The sequence below is a fragment of the Candidatus Mycobacterium methanotrophicum genome, assembly GCF_023515995.1.
GTDB classification, from domain to species: Bacteria; Actinomycetota; Actinomycetes; order Mycobacteriales; family Mycobacteriaceae; genus Mycobacterium; species Mycobacterium methanotrophicum.
This window is the reverse complement of record NZ_CP097320.1, coordinates 1,332,504-1,351,274: the sequence shown is the minus strand read 5'-3', so window position 1 is coordinate 1,351,274 and position 18,771 is coordinate 1,332,504. Positions and strand designations below refer to the sequence as shown.

The window sequence follows — 18,771 nt, the reverse complement described above, 5'->3', positions numbered from 1 at the left end:
GGTCACACCCGCTATTAGTGAGTGGTTGGCGGCTGCGGTTATGCGATACTTGGCCGATGGCAGGCAAGCTGCGGGTGAATCCGACGGCACTGTCTGCGGCCGCCAACGATGCGGCCGATCACGCAGATGAGCTGCTGGCCAAGCAGCAGTCGTGTCACGGCGAGGCCAACAACGACCGAATTACTTTCGACGGCGGGACCGCAGATAGTCGCCGACCACGGCTGCACCCAGCCCATCGAGGTCGGGAACCACGACCCGGCCCTCCACCCGACGTGCAACCTGATCGATGAACCGGGCCAGCCCCGGGTCGCTGCCCAACCGGAAGATGGTCACCTGCGCGCCCAGCCGCGCCATATCGTCGAAGCCGCGCACGGTGTGAGCGATGGTCCGCGGATGCGGCGGGTAGTCAAAGAACACCGCACACCCGTCGCCGTCGAAGTCTTCCAGGTGCGCGGTCGGCTCACCGTCGGTGACCACCAACAAAACGGGCTGCGCGTTGGGGTGTCGCCGCAGATGCCGCCCCGCCAACGCCAGCGCGTGATGCAGGTTGGTGCCCTGCTCGTACACCCCTTCCAGGCCCATCAGCTCTGCGGTGCTGATCCTGCGGGCGTAGCGGCCAAACGCGATAATCTGCAACGCATCCGAACGAAATCGCGTGCGCACCAAGTGGTCGAGTGCCAGTGCGGTTCGCTTCATCGGCAGCCAGCGGTTCTCCATCACCATCGAGAAGGAGGTATCGACCAGCAGCGCCACCGCAGCCTGGGTTCGAGTTTCGGTCTCAGAGACCTCGACGTCGTCGAGGGTGATCTTGATGGCCGGGTTCGGGCCGTCGAGAGTCGAGGTTCCCGCCTGCCGGAGCACCGCGTTGGTCAGCGTCCGGGTGACGTTCCACGGCTCGGTGTCACCGAACTGCCAGGGCCGGGTGGCGCCGGTCAGTTCGCCGGCTGCCCCCGCACGCCGGTGGTCACGCTCACCGCGGCGGCTGGAAAGTTGTTGTGCCACATCGCGTAACGCCGTCTCGCCGAGCCTGCGCATCGCCTTCGGCGACAACCGCCACTGGCCATCCGAGCTGCGGTCCAGGAAGCCTTGATTAACCAGCGCACGCTCGAGCTCGGCAAGCGTCTGTGCGTCCACGGCGGCCTGATCACCGAGTTGGCGCGCGAGCGCGTCGAGGTCGACGTCGTCCATGGTCGCGCCGGGATAACTCTGCGAGAGCTGCTCGGCAAGTTGCTCCAGCTCACCGATGTCGGCGAGTGCCTGGGCGCCCTCGCCCATGCCCAGCGGGTTGTCGCCGGAGAACTGCGCCGACCCCTCCCAGTCCTCGCCGGGCCGGGCCGCCTGCAGGTGGGCATCAAGTCGATTCAGCGCCTGCATCAGCGCCGGCGATCCGAATGCCTGCTGCGCCAATGCATCCAGCTCCGCACGCTGGTCGGCACTCAAGCTGTTACGGAACCGCTGCGCGGCGGCGGCGCGCTTGGCCAGCGAATCAAGCAGCTCGTCGACGTTGCGCGGATTCTCCGGGAAGAACTCACCGTGGGAGTCCATGAAGTGTTCGAAATCTTGCTGGGTGTCCTCGCCACGGGCGTGCTTGTCCAACAAGTCGTTCAGATCGTCAAGCATCTCGCCGACGCGCTGGCGGTCCTCGTCGCTGGCGCCTTCGAGCGCCTGCTTCATGCCGGCGAAGCGCTGATCGAGCATCTCCCGACCGAGCAGATCCTTGATCTGCTCGTATTTCTCCCGCGCCTCGCTGCTGCGCCAGTTGTAGTCGGAGAGCTCCTGAACGGCCTTAGCCGGTGACGGCGAGAGCGCATCCAATTGCAGCTCACCGAACCGGGCGTCGTCGTCCAGCGCGCGGGCCAGTTCCTTGCGTTCAGCCAGCACCGCCTCGTCGAGAAGCCTCTTGATCTCTTGCAAAGTCCCGCCTAAGTTGTTGCGACGCAACAGCTCTCGTCGTCGGCGGTTGGCCTCGGCAGCCAGCCGGTCGGCCCCGAACATATTCTTGGTGCCGCGACGCAGCAGCTCGGAGAGCGCCCGGCGCGGCGAGGTGCCCGCCATGACGTCCTGCCCGATCTGCTCGAGGGCCTCGCGCAGATCCACCGGCGGGGCCAGCGGGTCGGGACCGCCGGTATACGCCGAGTACCGTAGCGAGTGGCCGCTAACCGGTTCAGCCATAGACGGTTTCGCCTTCTCCGGACACCTTGTCGATACGCTTGGCCAAATACAGCGCCTCCAACGCCAATTCCAGCGCCGCGGCGCGCTCACCCTCGGATCGCGCGCCGAGCCGCTGGGCGATCGCCTCGATGATCGGAAGATCTTGCAGCGCCGCCAGCACATCCTTCGCCGAAACCCGCTCGCCCGTCGTCACCGCGCAACCGCCTTCGACTGCGGTGACCAGCGAACCGACGTCGAGACCGCCGAGTGCCCGAGACGCGGTGTCGGCGGTGGCGCGGCGCAACAAGTGCTCCAGCACGGCCTGCTCGCGTCCTTCCTCCCCGGACTCGAATTCCAACTTGCCGCGCAGCACGTCGATCACGGTCCCCAGGTCGACGACCCGGGCCACCGGATCGGTCTCACCGAGTACTGCTCCGCGATGCCGCGCAGCCGCGGCAACCGTCTCAGCGGCCGCGATCGCAAACCGCGCCGAAACCCCGGAGCGCTGGTCGACCGAGTTGGAGTCCCGAAGGTAGCGGGCGAACCGGGCGATCACCTGGATCAGATGCTCGGGCACCTGGGCGCTCAGATGCGCCTCTTGCAGAATGACTCCCACCTCGGCATCCAGCTCAAGCGGGTAATGCGTGCGGATCTCGGCGCCGAACCGGTCCTTGAGCGGGGTGATGATGCGACCGCGGTTGGTGTAGTCCTCGGGGTTGGCGCTGGCGACCACCAGCACGTCAAGCGGCAGGCGCAGGGTGTAGCCGCGGACCTGAATGTCGCGCTCCTCCATCACGTTGAGCATCGACACCTGGATGCGCTCGGCGAGGTCGGGCAACTCGTTGACCGCGACGATGCCGCGGTGCGCCCGCGGGATCAGACCGTAGGCGATGGTCTCGGGGTCGCCCAGGCTGCGGCCCTCGGCAACCTTGATCGGGTCGATGTCGCCGACCAGGTCGGCCACGCTGGTGTCGGGGGTGGCCAGCTTCTCGGTGTAGCGCTCGCTGCGGTGCTTCCACTCCACCGGCAGATCGCCACCGAGGGTGGCGGCCCGCCGGACCGACTCCGGGGTGATCGGCGAGTAGGGATGCTCGCCGAGCTCGGCGCCGCCGATCACCGGGGTCCACTCGTCGAGCAGGCCAACCAGCGCTCGCAGCAACCGGGTCTTGCCCTGACCGCGCTCGCCCAGCAGGACGAAGTCGTGGCCCGCGATCAGCGCCCGCTCCAGCTGCGGCAGCACGGTGTCGTCGAAGCCCAGAATTCCCGGCCAGACCTCGTCACCCTCGGCCAGCGCGGTGAGCAGGTTCTCCCGGATTTCCTGCTTGACGGCGCGTTCATGGTGTCCGGCGGCACGCAGTTCACCGACGGTGCGGGGCAGATGGGTCGGTGCGGTCACCACTCCACGCTACCCCGCAGTTCAACGTGGGTCGCGCCGCTGCTGAGTGTGGGGTTGACGCACGCTTTTCGCGATTTCGCGTAACACAATCACACGCTCGACGCGCGCTAGTGCGCGAAGTGCCGCGCGCCCGTGAGGTACAACGTGACGCCGGCGTTGGCGGCCGCTGCGGTCACCTCGTCGTCGCGCACCGAGCCGCCCGGATGCACGATCGCCCTGACACCTCCGGCCGCCAACGTCTCCAGGCCGTCGGGGAACGGGAAGAACGCATCAGAGGCCGCGACGGCACCGCGGACCCGGTCGCCCCCACGTTCGACGGCCAGCCGCGCCGCGTCGACGCGATTGACTTGGCCCATACCGATTCCGACGGTGGCACCGCCGGTGGCGATGACGATCGCGTTGGATTTGACGGCCCGACAGGTCCGCCACGCGAAGGCCAGATCCGCCAGCGTGGCCGGTGGCGCCGCCGCACCCGCGGCCAGCGTCCAGTTCGCTGGATTGTCCCCCCGCGCGTCGATACGGTCGCGTTCCTGCATCAGCAGGCCACCGCTGATCGCTCGGCGGTCGATGGCGTCGCCGAGCGGCGCCTGATCGTCAGCGGCCACCAGCACCCGGATGTTCTTCTTGCCGGCCAGGATGTCGACGGCGCCGGGCGCGTAGGCGGGCGCCACGATCACCTCGGTGAAAATCGTGCTCACATACTCGGCCATCTCGACGCTGACCTCGGTGTTGGCCGCGATCACTCCGCCGAATGCGCTCAGCGGATCGCATTCATGCGCCTTGCGGTGCGCGTCGGCGACCGAGACTGACGAGATCGCGATCCCACACGGGTTGGCATGTTTGATGATCGCCACACAGGTCTGCTCGTGGTCGAACGCTGCCCGCCAGGCGGCGTCAGCGTCGGTGAAGTTGTTGTAGGACATCTCTTTCCCGTGCAGCTGCTCGGCCTGCGCCAGGCCGGGCCACGCGCCAGCGTCGGCGTACAGCGCGGCCTGCTGATGCGGGTTCTCGCCGTAACGCAGCATCGCCGCGCGGCGCCATGTCCCGGCGAACCACTCCGGGAACGCGGTTGCCGGCTGCTCGGGCGCCAGTGTCGAACCCATCCAGCCGGCGACCGCGACGTCATACTCGGCTGTGTGCCGAAAAGCCAACGCGGCCAGCCTCTTTCGCTCAGCGAGTGTGAACCCGCCGCTTCGCACCGCGGCCAGCAAACCGTCGTACCCCAGCGGGTCTACCACCACCGCGACGCTGGGATGATTCTTGGCCGCCGCCCGCACCATCGACGGCCCCCCGATGTCAATCTGCTCGATGCATTCGTCGACACTCGCACCGGAGTCGACTGTCTCGCTGAACGGATACAAGTTGACCACCACAAGCTCGAACGCCGCGATCCCGAGCTGCTCCAGTGCCGCGGCATGCTCGGGTTTGCGCAGGTCGGCCAGCAGCCCGGCGTGCACATGCGGATGTAAGGTCTTGACTCGGCCGTCGAGCACCTCGGGAAAACCGGTCACCTCTTCGACCGGAGTTACCGGAATTCCATGATCGGCAATGGTTTTTGCGGTCGAGCCGGTCGAGACGATGTCGACGCCGGCCGCGTGCAGGCCGCTGGCGAGTTCGACCAGCCCGGTCTTGTCGTACACACTGATCAGTGCACGGTGGATCGGCCTTCTGCCTGAATCGCGCCGGTCGTCGCTGCTCATCCGATAGTCGCCTTTCGTCCGTTCCAGGTCACGCCGCCGGTCGCCACCGCGGCCACCACGTCCACCAACAGCCGCCGTTCGGTGACCTTGATGCGCTCGTGCAGGGTTTCTTCGTCGTCATCGTCAAGCACGGCAATAGGTTGCTGGGCCAGTATCGGGCCGGTGTCGGTGCCGGCATCCACCAGGTGCACCGTGCAGCCGGTGACCTTGACGCCGTAGGCCAACGCTTCGGCCACCCCGTGCGCGCCGGGAAACGCCGGCAGCAGCGTCGGGTGGGTGTTGAGAATACGGCCGCCAAACCGGGCAAAGAACTGCGCCCCAAGGATTTTCATGAATCCCACTGAGACGACGAGGTCGGGCGAATGCGCGGCGACGGCTTCGGTCAACGCGGCGTCCCACCCGTCGCGGTCAACGTGATCGGCCAGCCGCACTGTGAAGGTCGGCAACGATGCCGCGGTGGCGATTTCGACGGCCCGACAGTTGCGGTCCGCACCGACCGCGACCACCCGTGCCGGATAATCACCGACGGCGGCCTCCAATAAAGAGGCCAGCAAGGAACCGGTACCTGACGCCAGGACCACCAATCGTGCCGGCGCGCTGGGAGGCACGCGGAACGGTTGCTGCACAGGGCGAGCCTAATCCGTCCGCCGACGATGCGGGCCGTCGGCGGCCCGAGGAGGAAGCGGACGATCAATCACCGTCCTCGGCCGGCGACGACGCGGGCGGATCCTCGTCGGCGATTTCGACGGTCGGCTCGGCCGGTTTCGGCTTCCTCGGCCGGTATCGGATGCCGCCGGCCATCGCGACGGTGACGGCGCCGACGACGGCGAACCAGAGAAACACCGCAAACCCGAAGGTGCCCTGGTCTATCCCGACGTCGCCAAAGTTGCCCAACTGCCCCCCGCCGGCGTAACCGAGCAGCGCCGTCGTCAGCGCCGCGGCCAGGGCCGCGGTCAACAACTTGGCCATCGCCTCGATCATCGGCAGCGGCCGGCGCGCACACTGCTGTCCGAGAGCCACCCCGGACGACGCGCCGATGATCAGCAGCGCAACCCAGGCCGGCCCCAGCGGCGGGTTGGGCGCCGCGGCCAGCACCGGCAGCGCGGGAATATCGCCGCCGAACACGGTGAACGAACTGAACGTCGCAAAGCCCAGATGGGCGCTGGATCCCACGGCCATCGCGGCGGCGCCGACGATGACGTTGGGCACATACAGCACCGACAGTACGGTCAGGCTCAACTGGCCGAATATCGAATTGGTGATCGCATAGAGCTCCTGCATCGTCGCCCAATGCACGATCAGCGAGCCGGCGGTCACCACGCCGGACAGTCCCAGCAACGCCAGCACGCCGGCCGTCGCGGCCCGTAAGGAGTCGGCCAGCCAGTCCGGCAGTGGCGACACCCCCAGGGCCCGGCGGCCGACCCGGGAGCCCACGCCGATCGACGCACCGATGGCATGGACTGCAAGAACGCTCGCGAAAGCCCGCAACGCACTCGGCGTCTGCAGTTCGGTGATCACCGATGCGGCGTCGTGGACGACCGCCAGTGTGATCGCGGCGATGAGCAGCGGTCCGCCCAGCGCCGACGCCACAATCCAGCGGGTGACAAACCAGGAAGCCGTGGCGGGGGTGGCCTGCGCGGTAGTACGTGCAGTGCCCCACACTATCAGCAGCACCGGCAGCAGCGGCATCACGCTAAGTTCGCGACCGCCGATCGAGATCGGCACCTGGTGCATGCCCAGCCACATACTGGCGATCGCACCTAGCGCGCCGGTCATGTCGCTATTGGCCATCAACAACTGCAGCAGTGTCACGGCCGCGATGACGACCAACGCCACGAGGGCAGGGCCGAACGCGACCCGCAAGAGGGCGCGGGCCTGCCGGGCGCCCGCTGCTGGACTGTCCTGCACCCGCGTCACGCTTCGAGCACGTTACCGCGCGACCCGTCTAAGTGGCGACCCGCCGCGCCCGAGTGCGCACGATTAGGACTGTGACGGCGGCGAGGACGGCACCTGTGGCTCCTGACCCTGGCCATATGACGGCTGGCTCTGGCCGGAGCTGGCGTGGTTTGCGGAGTTTCCCTGATCCTGGCTGCCGGAGCCGGACGGCGGCGGCGGGCTGAAGCTCGGAAAACCCGTTGGCGGAGTAGGCGATCCCTGCTGCGAGCCTTGCTGGTGTCCGGACTGCGAAGACTGGATAGGTCCAGACTGCGGGCCGGGCGAGCTGAAGCCGCCGGTCGAAGGCCCCGAGGGGTAGCCGCCGTATTGCGAGCCGTATCCGGACTGCTGGTAGGGATTCTGCTGACCGTAGTAGCCGCCATACTGACCGTAGTGTCCATATTGGTCGTACTTCTGCCGCGGCGCGGGTGGGGTGATCACACCCGCGTCCAGCAATAAGGCGCTGACGGCAAGGATGGCCTGGATCACCCCGGAGCCCAGGGCGAACCACAGCGCCCAGCCCCGGCCAGAGGCGCCGATCGTGTCCTCGATCAGCAGTAGCCCGCCCAGTGCGGCGACCGCCGCCACCACCCCGGCGTAGTACTTGGCCTTGGGCAACAGACTCACCCCTGCCAGCAGCGCCGCCAGCAATGCCAGGTCAATCGGCAAAGTGCTGCCGCTTTCGACGACCTCGTCGCCGTTGGGCAGGATCCGGGTGATCATTGGGCCGTAACTCAGCAGGTAGCTGGCCAACCCGAGAGCCGCCACACCGATGGTCAGGTAGAGCTTCAGGTTGCTCTTGCCGTCATCGGATTTCGTGAACGAGGATGCAGCGGAGGCCCCGTAGCCGCCCTGCGACTGCGCGGGCGGATATCCGGGACTGGTGGGTGGATAGGTCATGGCTTCTCCTGTGCCTTCCAGTGCTGTTGCGGCGCCGCTGTCGTGCGGCGCTGGTACTCCCCAGGCGGACCGCGTGCCGATCATCAACGCTAGCGCACCTTGGCCAGTAGGCGCGGGAGTCAACGTGCCGTCGACCGGGTCGCGCGCCTTGCACGACGCGCCGCTCTTGCCCGCTGGAACACGTTCTAATTCTCGGCATGGGCTACGGGCTTGTGCTGTTCACCAGCGATCGCGGTATCACACCGGCTGCAGCGGCCAGGCTGGCCGACGATCACGGCTTCACAACCTTCTACGTACCCGAGCTTCTACGCACCCGAGCTTCTACGTACCCGAGCACACCCACATCCCGGTCAAGCGCCAGGCCGCCCATCCGACGACCGGTGACGAGTCGCTGCCCGACGACCGCTACCTGCGCACGCTGGACCCCTGGGTCAGCCTCGGTGCGGCGTGTGCGGTCACCTCGCGGGTCCGGCTGTCCACCGCGGTGGCGTTGCCGGTTGAGCATGATCCGATCACGCTGGCGAAATCTGTCGCGACCCGCGATCACCTCTCTGGTGGGCGAGTCAGCCTGGGCGTCGGGTTCGGCTGGAATACCGACGAGCTCGCCGCGAGAGGGGTCCGCGCCGAGCCGGTTGGCCACCGACCGCGGGTAGTTGTTCGACTTGCCCAGCACCGCCTCGGCCGGCCCGGAGATCTCGAATTGCCTTACGCCGGCGATGGCGTCGGTCGACGCGGCAACTTTCGCGGGGTCGGCGACACAATCCTCGAGTGCTGCACGGGCTGCGGCTGCCGCCAGCTCGACAGCCGACATGCCCCGGTAGTGCGCGTCGTCGATGCGCTCGGCGGCCTGGCCGGCGCCGACCACCGCCGGGGTGTGCGCGTCGACGACCATTTTCGCGCTTACAGGCTCTGCAGGATCTGCCGGGCGAGCGCAGCGGTTTCCGAGGGAGTCTTACCGACCTTGACTCCGGCCGCTTCCAGGGCCGCTTTCTTAGCGGCCGCGGTCCCCGATGATCCGGACACGATGGCGCCGGCGTGGCCCATCGTCTTGCCCTCCGGCGCGGTGAATCCCGCGACATAGCCGACGACCGGCTTGGACACGTTGGCCTTGATGTAGTCGGCCGCACGCTCCTCGGCGTCACCACCGATCTCGCCGATCATCACGATGACCTTGGTCTCCGGGTCCTTCTCGAACGCCTCGATGGCGTCGATGTGGGTGGTGCCGATCACCGGGTCGCCGCCAATACCGATCGACGTGGAGAACCCGAAATCGCGTAGCTCGTACATCATTTGGTAGGTGAGCGTGCCGGACTTGGACACCAGCCCGACGGGCCCCGACCCGGTGATGTTGGCCGGGGTAATGCCCGCCAGCGCCTCGCCCGGTGTGATGATGCCGGGACAGTTCGGGCCGATGATGCGGGTTCTAGGGGTCGTGTTGCCGCCCTTAGAAAGGTTGTAGGCCCAGACATATGCACTGTCCTGTACGGGGATTCCCTCGGTAATGACCACCAGCAGCGGAATCTCGGCGTCGATGGCCTCCATAATGGCGTCCTTGGCGAACTTCGGCGGGACGAAGACGATCGACACGTCGGCGCCGGTCTTTTCCATCGCTTCGGAGACGTGGGCGAACACCGGCAGCTTGATGATTCGGCCGCCTTTGTCCTCGTGGGTGACGGTGGCGCCGGCCTTGCGCGCGTTCACCCCGCCGACGATCTGGGTGCCCGCTTTGAGCATTCGGGCGGTGTGCACGGTGGCCTCGCTGCCGGTGATGCCTTGGACGATGACCTTGTTGTCCTTGTTCAGGAGGATCGACATTGTCAGAAGTCCCTTCTCAGGCACTCGCCAGCTCGGCGGCCTTGTCGGCGGCCTCGTCCATCGTGGGTACCAGCGTCACCAACGGGTGGTTAGCTTCGGCCAGAATGCGCCGACCTTCGTCGACGTTGCTGCCGTCGAGGCGCACCACTAGCGGCTTGTTGGCGTCGTCGCCCAGGATCTGCAGCGCCTTGACGATGCCGGTGGCGACCGCGTCACACGAGGTGATCCCGCCGAAGACATTGACGAACACACTTTTGACCTGTGCGTCGTTCAAAATCACGTCCAACCCGGCCGCCATCACCTCCGCGGAGGCGCCGCCGCCGATGTCCAGGAAGTTGGCGGGCTTGACTCCGCCGTGTTTCTCGCCGGCATAGGCCACCACGTCCAGCGTCGACATCACCAGCCCGGCGCCGTTGCCGATGATGCCGACCTGGCCGTCGAGTTTGACATAGTTCAGGCCGTGCTCCTTGGCTTTGAGCTCCAGCGGATCGGTGGCGTCGCGGTCCTCGAACTCGGCGTGGCCGGGCTGACGGAAGTCGGCGTTGGCGTCCAGAGTGATCTTGGCGTCCAGCGCCAGGATCTGGCCTGGGTCGTCTTCACCGCGTGAAGGTGTCCGCACCAGGGGGTTGACCTCGACCAGGGTGGCGTCCTCGGCGACGAACAGCTCCCACAGCTTCGAGATGGTGACCGCTGCGGCGTCGAGTACCTCGGCCGGCAGGTGGCCCTGCGCGGCGATCGAACGCGCGAAGGCCAGATCGACTCCCTTGACCGCATCCACCGGCACCTTGGCCAGGCGCTCGGGCTTGGTGGCGGCGACCTCTTCGATCTCCACGCCGCCCTCCACCGAGCACATCGCCAGGTAGGTGCGATTGGCCCGGTCCAGCAGGAAGGAGATGTAGTACTCCTGGGCAATGTCGCTGGCCTCGGCCACCAGCAGCTTCTTGACGACGTGGCCTTTGATGTCCAGACCGAGGATGTTCTTCGCTTGGGTGTACGCGTCCTCGGCCGTCGCAGCGTACTTCACACCGCCCGCCTTGCCGCGGCCACCTGTCTTGACCTGAGCTTTCACCATGACAGGCCGACCGATCTCCTCGGCGATGGCCTTGGCCCCTTCCGGGGTGTCGGCCACCCGACCGGGCGTTGTCGGGACGTTGTGCTTGGCGAACAGTTCTTTAGCCTGATATTCGAAAAGATCCATGGGCTCACTTCTATGTGTCGGCCTGTTTGTCAGCGAACCGGTTTTGCGACGCCCGCTTGCGGGAACTGTATCGACACGGCCGGGAGGTTCCGTCTCAACGCACCGCCCGAAGTGAGTCAAATCACAATCACGCGGCAGATTTCCGGCTCGGCTTGCGATGCGGCGCGCTCGCGGTTACCGTCTCAGGGTCCAGATAACGCTTTGGTTACGGTCCGAGGGACAATCAGGTTGACCCAGCTCACGCCCGCACGGTCTCCTGCGCCACGACGCGCCCGGCAATCGCCCGACCGCGAGTGGGAGCCGAACCGCAACGAGGTCACGGACATCATCCCGTTCAATGAGTTTGGAGATCTCGGCAACCTCGATGACCTGGACTTCAGCGACAATTGCGCCTTCCCCAAAGAAGCCCAGGTCCTGCAGGCGCCCGAGCTCGATGACTTGGACGACGCCGACAACCTCGCCGTCCTGACGCTGACTGGACCCAGCGTCGGCGAGCCGAGCGTGGCCAGCCCCGCACGCCGTGCCGACGCCTACCGGCATGAGCGGCGCAGCCCTCGAAACGGTTTAGATCCGGTCGCCCGCCGCGGGCAGCATCGCAAGCAGCTGACCGGCCCGGCGCGAGGCCGGGTGTTGATCGGCGCCATGGCCGCCGGCGCTGCGGTCGCCGCGGCGTACACCGGCACTCACACTTCCGATCACTCAAAGGCCCAGACCGTGCTCGCCGCCGCCGCGGCGACCATGGACGGCGGCGCCGTCAGCATGTCGGCGCGGGGTATGCAGATGGTCACCGTGCAGCCGGCCGCGAACGTCGCCGTGCACAACGCGGAGCTGGCCAAAGGCGTCGCGTTCGCCCAGGAGCGCGCCCAGCGCGAGGCCAGATTGGCCCAGCCACTGTTCGTCATGCCGACCACAGGCATATTCACTTCCGGTTTCGGGTACCGCTGGGGTGTGCTACACGCCGGCATCGACATCGCGAACTCGATAGGGACCCCGATCCGCGCGGTGTCTGACGGGGTTGTGATCGATGCCGGTCCGACCGCCGGCTACGGAATGTGGGTCAAACTGCGCCACGTGGACGGCACGGTCACGCTCTACGGTCACATCAACTCCACGATGGTCAGCGTGGGCGAGCGCGTGCTGGCGGGCGACCAGATCGCTATCATGGGCAACCGTGGCAATTCGACCGGCCCGCATCTGCATTTCGAGGTTCTGCTGGGCGGTGGCCAACGAATCGACCCGGTGCCGTGGCTGGCCAAGCGCGGGCTGTCCGTGGGCACGTTCGCCGGGTGACCGGTGACCGGTCCGAACTACCCCACACCCGGCGATTACTCGTCGCCTCAGACGCCGAGCGGGCCTATGCCGGGCGCCGACAGCGGTGCTGCGAGCGCGCCGCACACGCGGATTATCCGGCGAGCGCCGACCGCGGCGATGCCGCAGATAGCGGATGACGCCCACACCACCCACATCCCGCGCCAGCCGCCGCCGTCCCGCTACGGTGTCCCGAGCCAGCGGCCGGGCACGGCGGGCAAGCTGTTCGATCAATCCAGCAGCGCGACGGCGGTGGCCGCCTCCGCGGTCAGCATCGTCAGCGGCTGGGCGACCTCGGTGGTGGCGACCGATCTGATCGCCGGCTGGTGGAAAACCGACCGCCTGTTCTGCGTCGCGGTGGCGTTTCTCACGCTGGTGTTCGCGTTCGCGACGATCATCGGTGTGATCCAGCTATTGCTGCGGCGGTCCCTCGGCCGCTACCTGATCGTGGCCGGCGCCGTGGTCGCCCTACTGACCTACGGCGGCGTCTTCATCGCCGGCGCCCGTGTCGCCTGGATCGTTCACGCTTTGCCCTTGCTACCGATTTCCAGCGCGGTGCTGGCGCTGATTCCGCGCACCAAGGACTGGATGCTGGACGACTGAGCGCGGCTTTTTTAGTGCCCGGCGCCAAAGCTTGATTGCCCGGCTCGCCCTCTCGCCGCTTCGCGGCCGGGGATGCCCCAGCCCCCCATACGGTCTAAAGCTTGCTGACGGGGGCGTGGTTATGCATCAGCTTGACCCTCCCCGAGCTGCCGAAGTCGATCAGCGACATCGCCGATTCGCCAATACCGGAAACCTCTTCCACACGGCCCAACCCGTACTTGTCGTGGGTCACCCGGTCACCGGGTTCGAGCACCAGCAGCGGACGTTTGCTTGCCGACGCACGAGCCGGCGATGGGCGCGGGGAGCCGAATCGTCCGGGGCCGCTGCTCGGCGCGCGCAGCGACGGGGCGGGGTCGAGGCGCCGCCAATCGATGAGTTCCTGGGGGATTTCCCGCAAAAACCGCGACTCCGGGTTGAGCATCGGCTGTCCCCACGACGAGCGGACTTTGGCCCGGCTGACATAGAGCCGCTGACGGGCCCGGGTGATCCCGACGTAGGCTAGCCGGCGCTCCTCGGAGAGCTCCTTGGGATCGCCCAATGCCCGCATGTGCGGGAACATGCCGTCTTCCCAACCGGTCGCGAACACCACCGGGAATTCCAGCCCCTTCGCAGTGTGCAGTGTCATCAGCGCGACCACACCGGCGCTGTGCTCGGGGATTTCGTCGGCGTCGGCGACCAGCGAGACCCGCTCCAGGAATTGCGCCAGCACACCGGTGTCCGGGACGTCTTCGTCGTCGGGCGTGCCGACAGTCTCGTCGAGCGCCTCAGCGTTCTGAAGGTCCGTGGCGAATTCATGTGCGGCGCTGACGAGTTCGTTGAGGTTGTCCAGCCGGGCGAGGTCTTGCGGGTCGGAGGAGGACTCCAGCTCTGCGCGGTATCCGGTGCGGTCCAGCACCGCCTCGATCAGGTCCCCGAGCTCGCCGCCAAGGCGACCACGCAGATCTTCGAGCATCTCGACGAAACCGGCAATCGCCTTGGCGGACCGGGTGTTAAGCATGGGCACCTTCCCTTCGGCGGCGGCCTCGAGCGCGTCGGCGAAACTGGAACCGGTGTTCTCGGCGTACACCGCCACGCAGGCCTCGGCCCGGTCACCGATACCGCGCCGCGGCGTGTTGAGAATGCGCCGCATGCTGACCGCGTCACCGGGATTGTCCAGCACCCGAAGGTAGGCGACGATGTCGCGAATCTCCCTGCGCTCGTAAAACCGCACGCCCCCAACGACTTTGTACGGAATACCAGCGCGGATGAACACCTCTTCCAGCGGCCGTGACGAGTTGTTGGTGCGGTAGAAAATCGCCACGTCGTTGTAGGTGAGCTCACCACCGGCGACCAGCGCCTCGATCTCCTCAGCGACGAATCGCGCCTCGTCGTGCTCGTTGTCGGCGACATAACCGACGACCAGCTCGCCGTCGCCGGCGTCGGTCCACAGCCGCTTTTCCCGGCGTCCTGAATTGCGCGAGATCACCGAGTTTGCCGCCGACAGGATGTTCTGCGTGGATCGGTAATTCTGTTCGAGCAGGATCGTCGTGGCGTTGGGGTAGTCGCGCTCGAAGTCTTCGATGTTGCGAATCGTGGCGCCGCGGAACGCATAGATCGACTGGTCGGCGTCTCCGACAACGCACAGCTCTGCCTGCGGGACGCCGTCGGGGTCGTCGGCGGTGTCGCGCGCCGGATGCCCCACCAGCTCGCGGACCAGCACATACTGGGCATGGTTGGTGTCCTGATACTCATCGACCAGGATGTGCCGGAATCGCCGACGGTAGTGCTGGGCAATCTGTGGGAAGGACTGCAGTACCGCGACCGTCTCGCCGATGAGGTCGTCGAAGTCGAGTGCGTTGGCCGCCCGCAGCCGGTGCTGGTATTCGGAGTAAACGGCGGCCACTGTGCGCGCCAAGTCGTCGGCCTGGTCGGGATCGGGCAGGTTGGCCATCGCCTGCTGCGGGTCGATCAGCTCGTTCTTCAGGTTGGAGATGGCATTGGCGAACAGCCGCGGCGAGTACCGCTTGACGTCAAGGCCCATGTCCTTGGCGATCATCTGCAGCAGCCGGCGCGAATCGTCGGCGTCGTAAATGGAGAAGTTGGAGTTGAGCCCGGCAATCAGGGAAGCCTGGTTGCGCAGAATCCGCACGCATGCGGAGTGAAATGTCGACACCCACATAGGAAGCGCAGCGCGTGCTCCGATCAGCGCCGCCACCCGCTCCCGCATCTCCGCGGCGGCCTTGTTGGTGAAGGTGATGGCCAGAATCTGGCCAGGGCTGACGTCGCGCGCAGCCAACAGGTACGCGATGCGCCGGGTCAGCACGGCCGTCTTACCCGAGCCCGCGCCGGCGACGATCAGCAGCGGCGAACCCTCGTGCAGTACTGCCTGGCGTTGTTGGGGGTTGAGTCCGTCGAACAACTGATCTGCTCCGGCCTCCACGTGCACACTCAATCTGCGCCGCTCCTCCTCATCGCATCGCTGAAGCATCGTCGTCGGCGGCCAGGACTTTCCAGGACTTTCCAGGAGTTTCCAGGACTTTCCAGGACTTTCCAAACTTACCGCTGTTCGGCGACACCTTTGCGCTGGCAGGCCTTCAGGTGGCACACTCGATTGGTGCTCAACCTGCGGCGGCGATTTTTCTACGGGTACCGGCCAGCGGTGCCCGTGGCTTAGCTGCTTGAAGAGCCCCGTGGTCCACTTCTGGGATCCGGGGCTCGTCTCTTGTGTGAGGCCCGATACCGGATGAGACCACGATCTCCAAAACCCGCACACAACGAGATTCCAAACGAGATTCCGGAGTCCCCGATGACTATAGAAACTGAACAACTCATCGACATCGACGACCTGCGCCAACAGATCGACCGCCTCGACGCCGAGATCCTGGCCGCGGTGAAGCTTCGCACCGAGGTGTCCAAGGCAATCGGCAAAGCCCGAATGGCCTCTGGCGGCACCCGGCTTGTGCACAGTCGCGAGATGAAGGTCATCGAGCGCTACAGCGAGCTTGGCCCGGACGGCAAGGACCTGGCGATCCTGCTCCTGAGAATGGGTCGCGGCCGACTCGGCCACTGATCCATCCCGGTCAGCAGCTCGTTCACGTGCCTGATCGACGGCCGTCAACCCGGCCCTGGCCAACCTGACTAGGGTCGAGGCCATGACTGTGGTTGAACAGACCCCCGACGTCTCGGCGACCCCGGCCTGGACCGCCCTGCGCAAGCATCACGAGCAGATCAAAGACATCCACCTGCGCGAGCTTTTCGCCGACGACCCCGACCGCGGCAGCGAGTTCACGGCCACCGTCGGCGACCTCTACATCGACTACAGCAAACACCGCGTCACCCGCGAGACCCTCGAACTGCTCACCGACCTGGCCCGGGCCGCGCGGCTCGAGCAGCATCGCGACGCGATGTTCGCGGGCGTGCACATCAACACCTCGGAGAATCGGGCGGTGCTGCACACCGCGCTGCGGCTGCCGCGCGACGCGAAGCTGATCGTCGATGGGCAAAACGTCGTCGAGGACGTGCACGCGGTGCTCGACGCGACGGGCGACTTCACCGACCGGCTGCGCAGCGGCCAGTGGACCGGCGCCACCGGGAAACGGATCAGCACCGTCGTCAACATCGGGATCGGAGGGTCAGACCTCGGACCGGTGATGGTCTACCAGGCGCTGCGCCATTACGCCGACGCCGGCGTCTCGGCGCGGTTTGTCTCCAATGTCGATCCCGCCGACCTGGTCGCGACGTTGGCCGATTTAGACCCGGCGACAACGCTTTTCATCGTCGCCTCCAAAACGTTCTCGACGCTGGAGACGCTCACCAACGCCACTGCGGCTCGGCGCTGGCTGACCGACGCGCTCGGCGACGACGCGGTGGCAAAGCATTTCGTCGCCGTCTCGACCAACAAGAAGCTGGTCGACGAGTTCGGCATCGACACCGACGACATGTTCGAATTCTGGGACTGGGTCGGCGGACGCTATTCGGTCGACTCGGCGATCGGGCTCTCGGTGATGGCCGCGATCGGCCGGGACGCTTTCGCGGACTTCCTGTCCGGTTTCCACCTCGTCGACGAGCATTTTCGGACCGCCCCGCTTCAGGCCAACGCGCCGGCGCTGCTCGGGCTGATCGAACTGTGGTACTCGAACTTCTTTGGCGCGCAATCGCGTGCGGTGCTGCCCTATTCCAACGACCTCGCGCGCTTCGCGGCGTATCTGCAGCAGCTGACGATGGAATCCAACGGCAAGTCAACGCGTGCAGACGGCAGCCCCGCCGTCACCGACACTGGCGAAATCTATTGGGGCGAGCCAGGAACCAACGGCCAGCACGCCTTCTACCAGTTGCTGCATCAGGGGACACGGCTGGTGCCGGCCGACTTCATTGGTTTTTCCCAACCGACCGACGACCTGGCGACCGCCGACGGCACGGGCAGCATGCACGACCTGCTGATGAGCAACTTCTTCGCGCAGACCCAAGTGCTGGCATTCGGCAAGACGGCCGAGGAGATCGCCGCCGAAGGCACGGCTGCGGATGTGGTGCCGCACAAGGTGATGCCGGGCAACCGACCGACCACATCCATTTTGGCCACCAGGCTCACCCCATCGGTACTGGGCCAGTTGATCGCCCTTTACGAGCATCAGGTCTTCACCGAAGGCGTGGTGTGGGGCATCGACTCATTCGACCAATGGGGCGTCGAGCTGGGCAAGACGCAGGCCAAGGCGCTGCTACCGGTCATCACCGACGACGCATCACCGGACAAGCAATCAGACAGCTCGACCGATGCGCTGGTGCGCCGCTACCGGCTCGAACGCGGGCGCGCGGGCTGATTTCCCCCCGCCCCCCGCGAGCAGACGCAGAGTCGCACAAAATTGGCCGCGCGAATGCGAGTCTGCGTCTGCTCGCACCAGAGCCAGCGCCAGAGCTACTTGAGCAGACGCGACATGCGCCGGTCGGCCAGCACCTTGCCGCCGGTCTGACACGTCGGGCAGTACTGAAACGACTTGTCGGCGAACGAGACTTCCCGCACGGTGTCTGCGCACACCGGACATGGCAAACCGGTGCGCGCGTGCACCCGCAAACCCGAGCGCTTCTCCCCCTTCAGCGTCGCGGCCTGCTGGCCGACGCAGCGGCTCACCGCGTCGGTCAGGACCGACACCATCGCGTCGTGCAATGCGGCCAGCTGTCCGTCCGCGAGTTTGCCCGCGGTGGCGAACGGCGAGATCTTGGCGACGTGCAGGATCTCGTCGCTGTAGGCGTTGCCGATGCCGGCGATCACCTTCTGGTCGGTGACGACGGACTTGATCCGGCCGGTGTTGCCCGCCAGCAGCCCGGCCAACTCGTCGACCGAGAGCTGCAGTGCATCCGGCCCGAGCGCGGCGATGCCGGGCACCTGCGTCGGCTCGTCGACCAGCCAGACCGCCAGCCGCTTCTGGGTGCCCGCCTCGGTCAGGTCGAAGCCCGGCGCCTGCCCAGGCGTGCCCAAGTGAACACGCAGCGCAATCGGCCCTTTGCCCGGCCGCAGCGGCGCGGTGGCCAGCTTGTCCGACCACCGCAGCCAGCCGGCCCGCGACAGATGCGCGATCAAGATCAGCTGGCCTGCCCGTAAACCGAGATATTTGCCCCACCGGTCGGCGCCGGTAACAGTCAGTCCGTGCAGGGCGGCCACGGCCGGGTCGAAGGTTTTGAGCACCGAGAACGCGACGACGTCAACGCGCCCGACGGTTTTACCGACGGCGTGGCGACGCAGATGATCGGCCAGCGCTTCGATTTCGGGCAGTTCAGGCATGCATCCTCCT

The 18,771-nt window shown here is 66.6% G+C and carries 13 protein-coding genes and 4 pseudogenes; 5 read left to right on the top strand and 12 right to left on the bottom strand.

The window, feature by feature from the left end:
* Window positions 1-180 precede the first annotated feature (180 nt).
* From M5I08_RS07375 to M5I08_RS07350, 6 genes and pseudogenes are all read right to left on the bottom strand, one after another.
* Window positions 181-2,172: a vWA domain-containing protein gene (locus M5I08_RS07375; RefSeq protein ID WP_219066287.1), complete on the bottom strand. Its 1,992-nt coding sequence runs from the start codon at window positions 2,170-2,172 to the stop codon at window positions 181-183.
* Complete coding sequence (locus tag M5I08_RS07370) at window positions 2,165-3,550, bottom strand: sigma 54-interacting transcriptional regulator (RefSeq protein ID WP_219066288.1); 1,386 nt, start codon at window positions 3,548-3,550, stop codon at window positions 2,165-2,167. The genes M5I08_RS07375 and M5I08_RS07370 overlap by 8 nt, the downstream gene beginning before the upstream one ends.
* Window positions 3,551-3,654: 104 nt before the next feature.
* Window positions 3,655-5,247 (bottom strand): bifunctional phosphoribosylaminoimidazolecarboxamide formyltransferase/IMP cyclohydrolase, encoded by a 1,593-nt coding sequence (purH, locus tag M5I08_RS07365; protein ID WP_219066289.1) that lies wholly within the window; start codon window positions 5,245-5,247, stop codon window positions 3,655-3,657.
* On the bottom strand, window positions 5,244-5,873 hold the full coding sequence (purN, locus tag M5I08_RS07360) for a phosphoribosylglycinamide formyltransferase (RefSeq protein WP_219066290.1): 630 nt from the start codon (window positions 5,871-5,873) through the stop codon (window positions 5,244-5,246). Before purN ends, purH begins: the two co-directional genes overlap by 4 nt.
* 103 nt (window positions 5,874-5,976) lie before the next feature.
* Window positions 5,977-7,155, bottom strand: a pseudogene (locus M5I08_RS07355) (cell division protein PerM); the annotation flags it as partial.
* A gap of 72 nt (window positions 7,156-7,227) precedes the next feature.
* Window positions 7,228-8,082, bottom strand: a complete 855-nt coding sequence (locus tag M5I08_RS07350) for a DUF5336 domain-containing protein (RefSeq protein ID WP_219066292.1) — start codon at window positions 8,080-8,082, stop codon at window positions 7,228-7,230.
* 197 nt (window positions 8,083-8,279) lie between these two features.
* Here M5I08_RS07350 and M5I08_RS07345 point away from each other — a divergent pair.
* Window positions 8,280-8,725 (top strand): annotated as a pseudogene (locus tag M5I08_RS07345) (LLM class flavin-dependent oxidoreductase); the annotation flags it as partial.
* On the opposite strand, the pseudogene M5I08_RS07340 reads toward M5I08_RS07345, so the two are convergent.
* The 3 genes and pseudogenes from M5I08_RS07340 to sucC all read right to left on the bottom strand — a co-directional run.
* A pseudogene (locus M5I08_RS07340) lies at window positions 8,681-8,974 on the bottom strand (acetyl-CoA acetyltransferase); the annotation flags it as partial. The pseudogenes M5I08_RS07345 and M5I08_RS07340 sit on opposite strands and share 45 nt — an antisense overlap.
* A gap of 8 nt (window positions 8,975-8,982) precedes the next feature.
* Window positions 8,983-9,897 carry a succinate--CoA ligase subunit alpha gene (sucD, locus tag M5I08_RS07335; protein WP_219066293.1) on the bottom strand — a complete coding sequence of 305 codons (915 nt, stop codon included), beginning with the start codon at window positions 9,895-9,897 and terminating at the stop codon, window positions 8,983-8,985.
* Between the two features lie 16 nt (window positions 9,898-9,913).
* Window positions 9,914-11,095: an ADP-forming succinate--CoA ligase subunit beta gene (gene sucC, locus M5I08_RS07330; protein WP_219066294.1), complete on the bottom strand. Its 1,182-nt coding sequence runs from the start codon at window positions 11,093-11,095 to the stop codon at window positions 9,914-9,916.
* A gap of 228 nt (window positions 11,096-11,323) precedes the next feature.
* On the opposite strand from sucC, the gene M5I08_RS07325 reads away from it, so the two are divergent.
* Both M5I08_RS07325 and M5I08_RS07320 read left to right on the top strand, forming a co-directional pair.
* Entirely contained in the window at window positions 11,324-12,385 is a 1,062-nt protein-coding gene (locus M5I08_RS07325; protein ID WP_249763179.1) for a M23 family metallopeptidase, read from the top strand.
* Between the two features lie 3 nt (window positions 12,386-12,388).
* Window positions 12,389-13,006, top strand: a complete 618-nt coding sequence (locus M5I08_RS07320; protein WP_370328590.1) for a hypothetical protein — start codon at window positions 12,389-12,391, stop codon at window positions 13,004-13,006.
* Window positions 13,007-13,100: 94 nt separating this feature from the next.
* Here M5I08_RS07320 and pcrA read toward each other — a convergent pair whose 3' ends face one another.
* Entirely contained in the window at window positions 13,101-15,473 is a 2,373-nt protein-coding gene (gene pcrA / locus M5I08_RS07315) for a DNA helicase PcrA (protein ID WP_219066367.1), read from the bottom strand.
* A 318-nt stretch (window positions 15,474-15,791) separates the two neighbouring features.
* Here pcrA and M5I08_RS07310 point away from each other — a divergent pair, with 318 nt between their 5' ends.
* The gene (locus tag M5I08_RS07310; RefSeq protein ID WP_249763178.1) at window positions 15,792-16,055 is read left to right on the top strand and encodes a chorismate mutase; all 264 of its coding nucleotides are present in this window, start codon (window positions 15,792-15,794) and stop codon (window positions 16,053-16,055) included.
* Between the two features lie 82 nt (window positions 16,056-16,137).
* The gene (gene pgi / locus M5I08_RS07305) at window positions 16,138-17,802 is read left to right on the top strand and encodes a glucose-6-phosphate isomerase (RefSeq protein ID WP_219066297.1); all 1,665 of its coding nucleotides are present in this window, start codon (window positions 16,138-16,140) and stop codon (window positions 17,800-17,802) included.
* 95 nt (window positions 17,803-17,897) lie between these two features.
* Here the strand turns inward: pgi and M5I08_RS07300 are convergent, their stop codons facing one another.
* A complete protein-coding gene (locus M5I08_RS07300) occupies window positions 17,898-18,365 on the bottom strand; it encodes a zinc finger domain-containing protein (RefSeq protein ID WP_249763316.1) in 468 nt (155 codons plus the stop codon).
* Between the two features lie 201 nt (window positions 18,366-18,566).
* Window positions 18,567-18,761, bottom strand: a pseudogene (locus M5I08_RS07295) (DNA-formamidopyrimidine glycosylase family protein); the annotation flags it as partial.
* Window positions 18,762-18,771 lie beyond the last annotated feature (10 nt).

Bases quoted from the DNA above. Each gene is read 5' to 3' on its own strand.
- M5I08_RS07375 (WP_219066287.1), bottom strand. From the start codon at position 2,172: ATGGCTGAACCGGTTAGCGGCCACTCGCTACGGTACTCGGCGTATACC.
- purH (WP_219066289.1), bottom strand. From the start codon at position 5,247: ATGAGCAGCGACGACCGGCGCGATTCAGGCAGAAGGCCGATCCACCGT.
- M5I08_RS07350 (WP_219066292.1), bottom strand. From the start codon at position 8,082: ATGACCTATCCACCCACCAGTCCCGGATATCCGCCCGCGCAGTCGCAG.
- sucD (WP_219066293.1), bottom strand. From the start codon at position 9,897: ATGTCGATCCTCCTGAACAAGGACAACAAGGTCATCGTCCAAGGCATC.
- sucC (WP_219066294.1), bottom strand. From the start codon at position 11,095: ATGGATCTTTTCGAATATCAGGCTAAAGAACTGTTCGCCAAGCACAAC.
- pcrA (WP_219066367.1), bottom strand. From the start codon at position 15,473: ATGCTTCAGCGATGCGATGAGGAGGAGCGGCGCAGATTGAGTGTGCAC.
- M5I08_RS07310 (WP_249763178.1), top strand. From the start codon at position 15,792: ATGACTATAGAAACTGAACAACTCATCGACATCGACGACCTGCGCCAA.
- pgi (WP_219066297.1), top strand. From the start codon at position 16,138: ATGACTGTGGTTGAACAGACCCCCGACGTCTCGGCGACCCCGGCCTGG.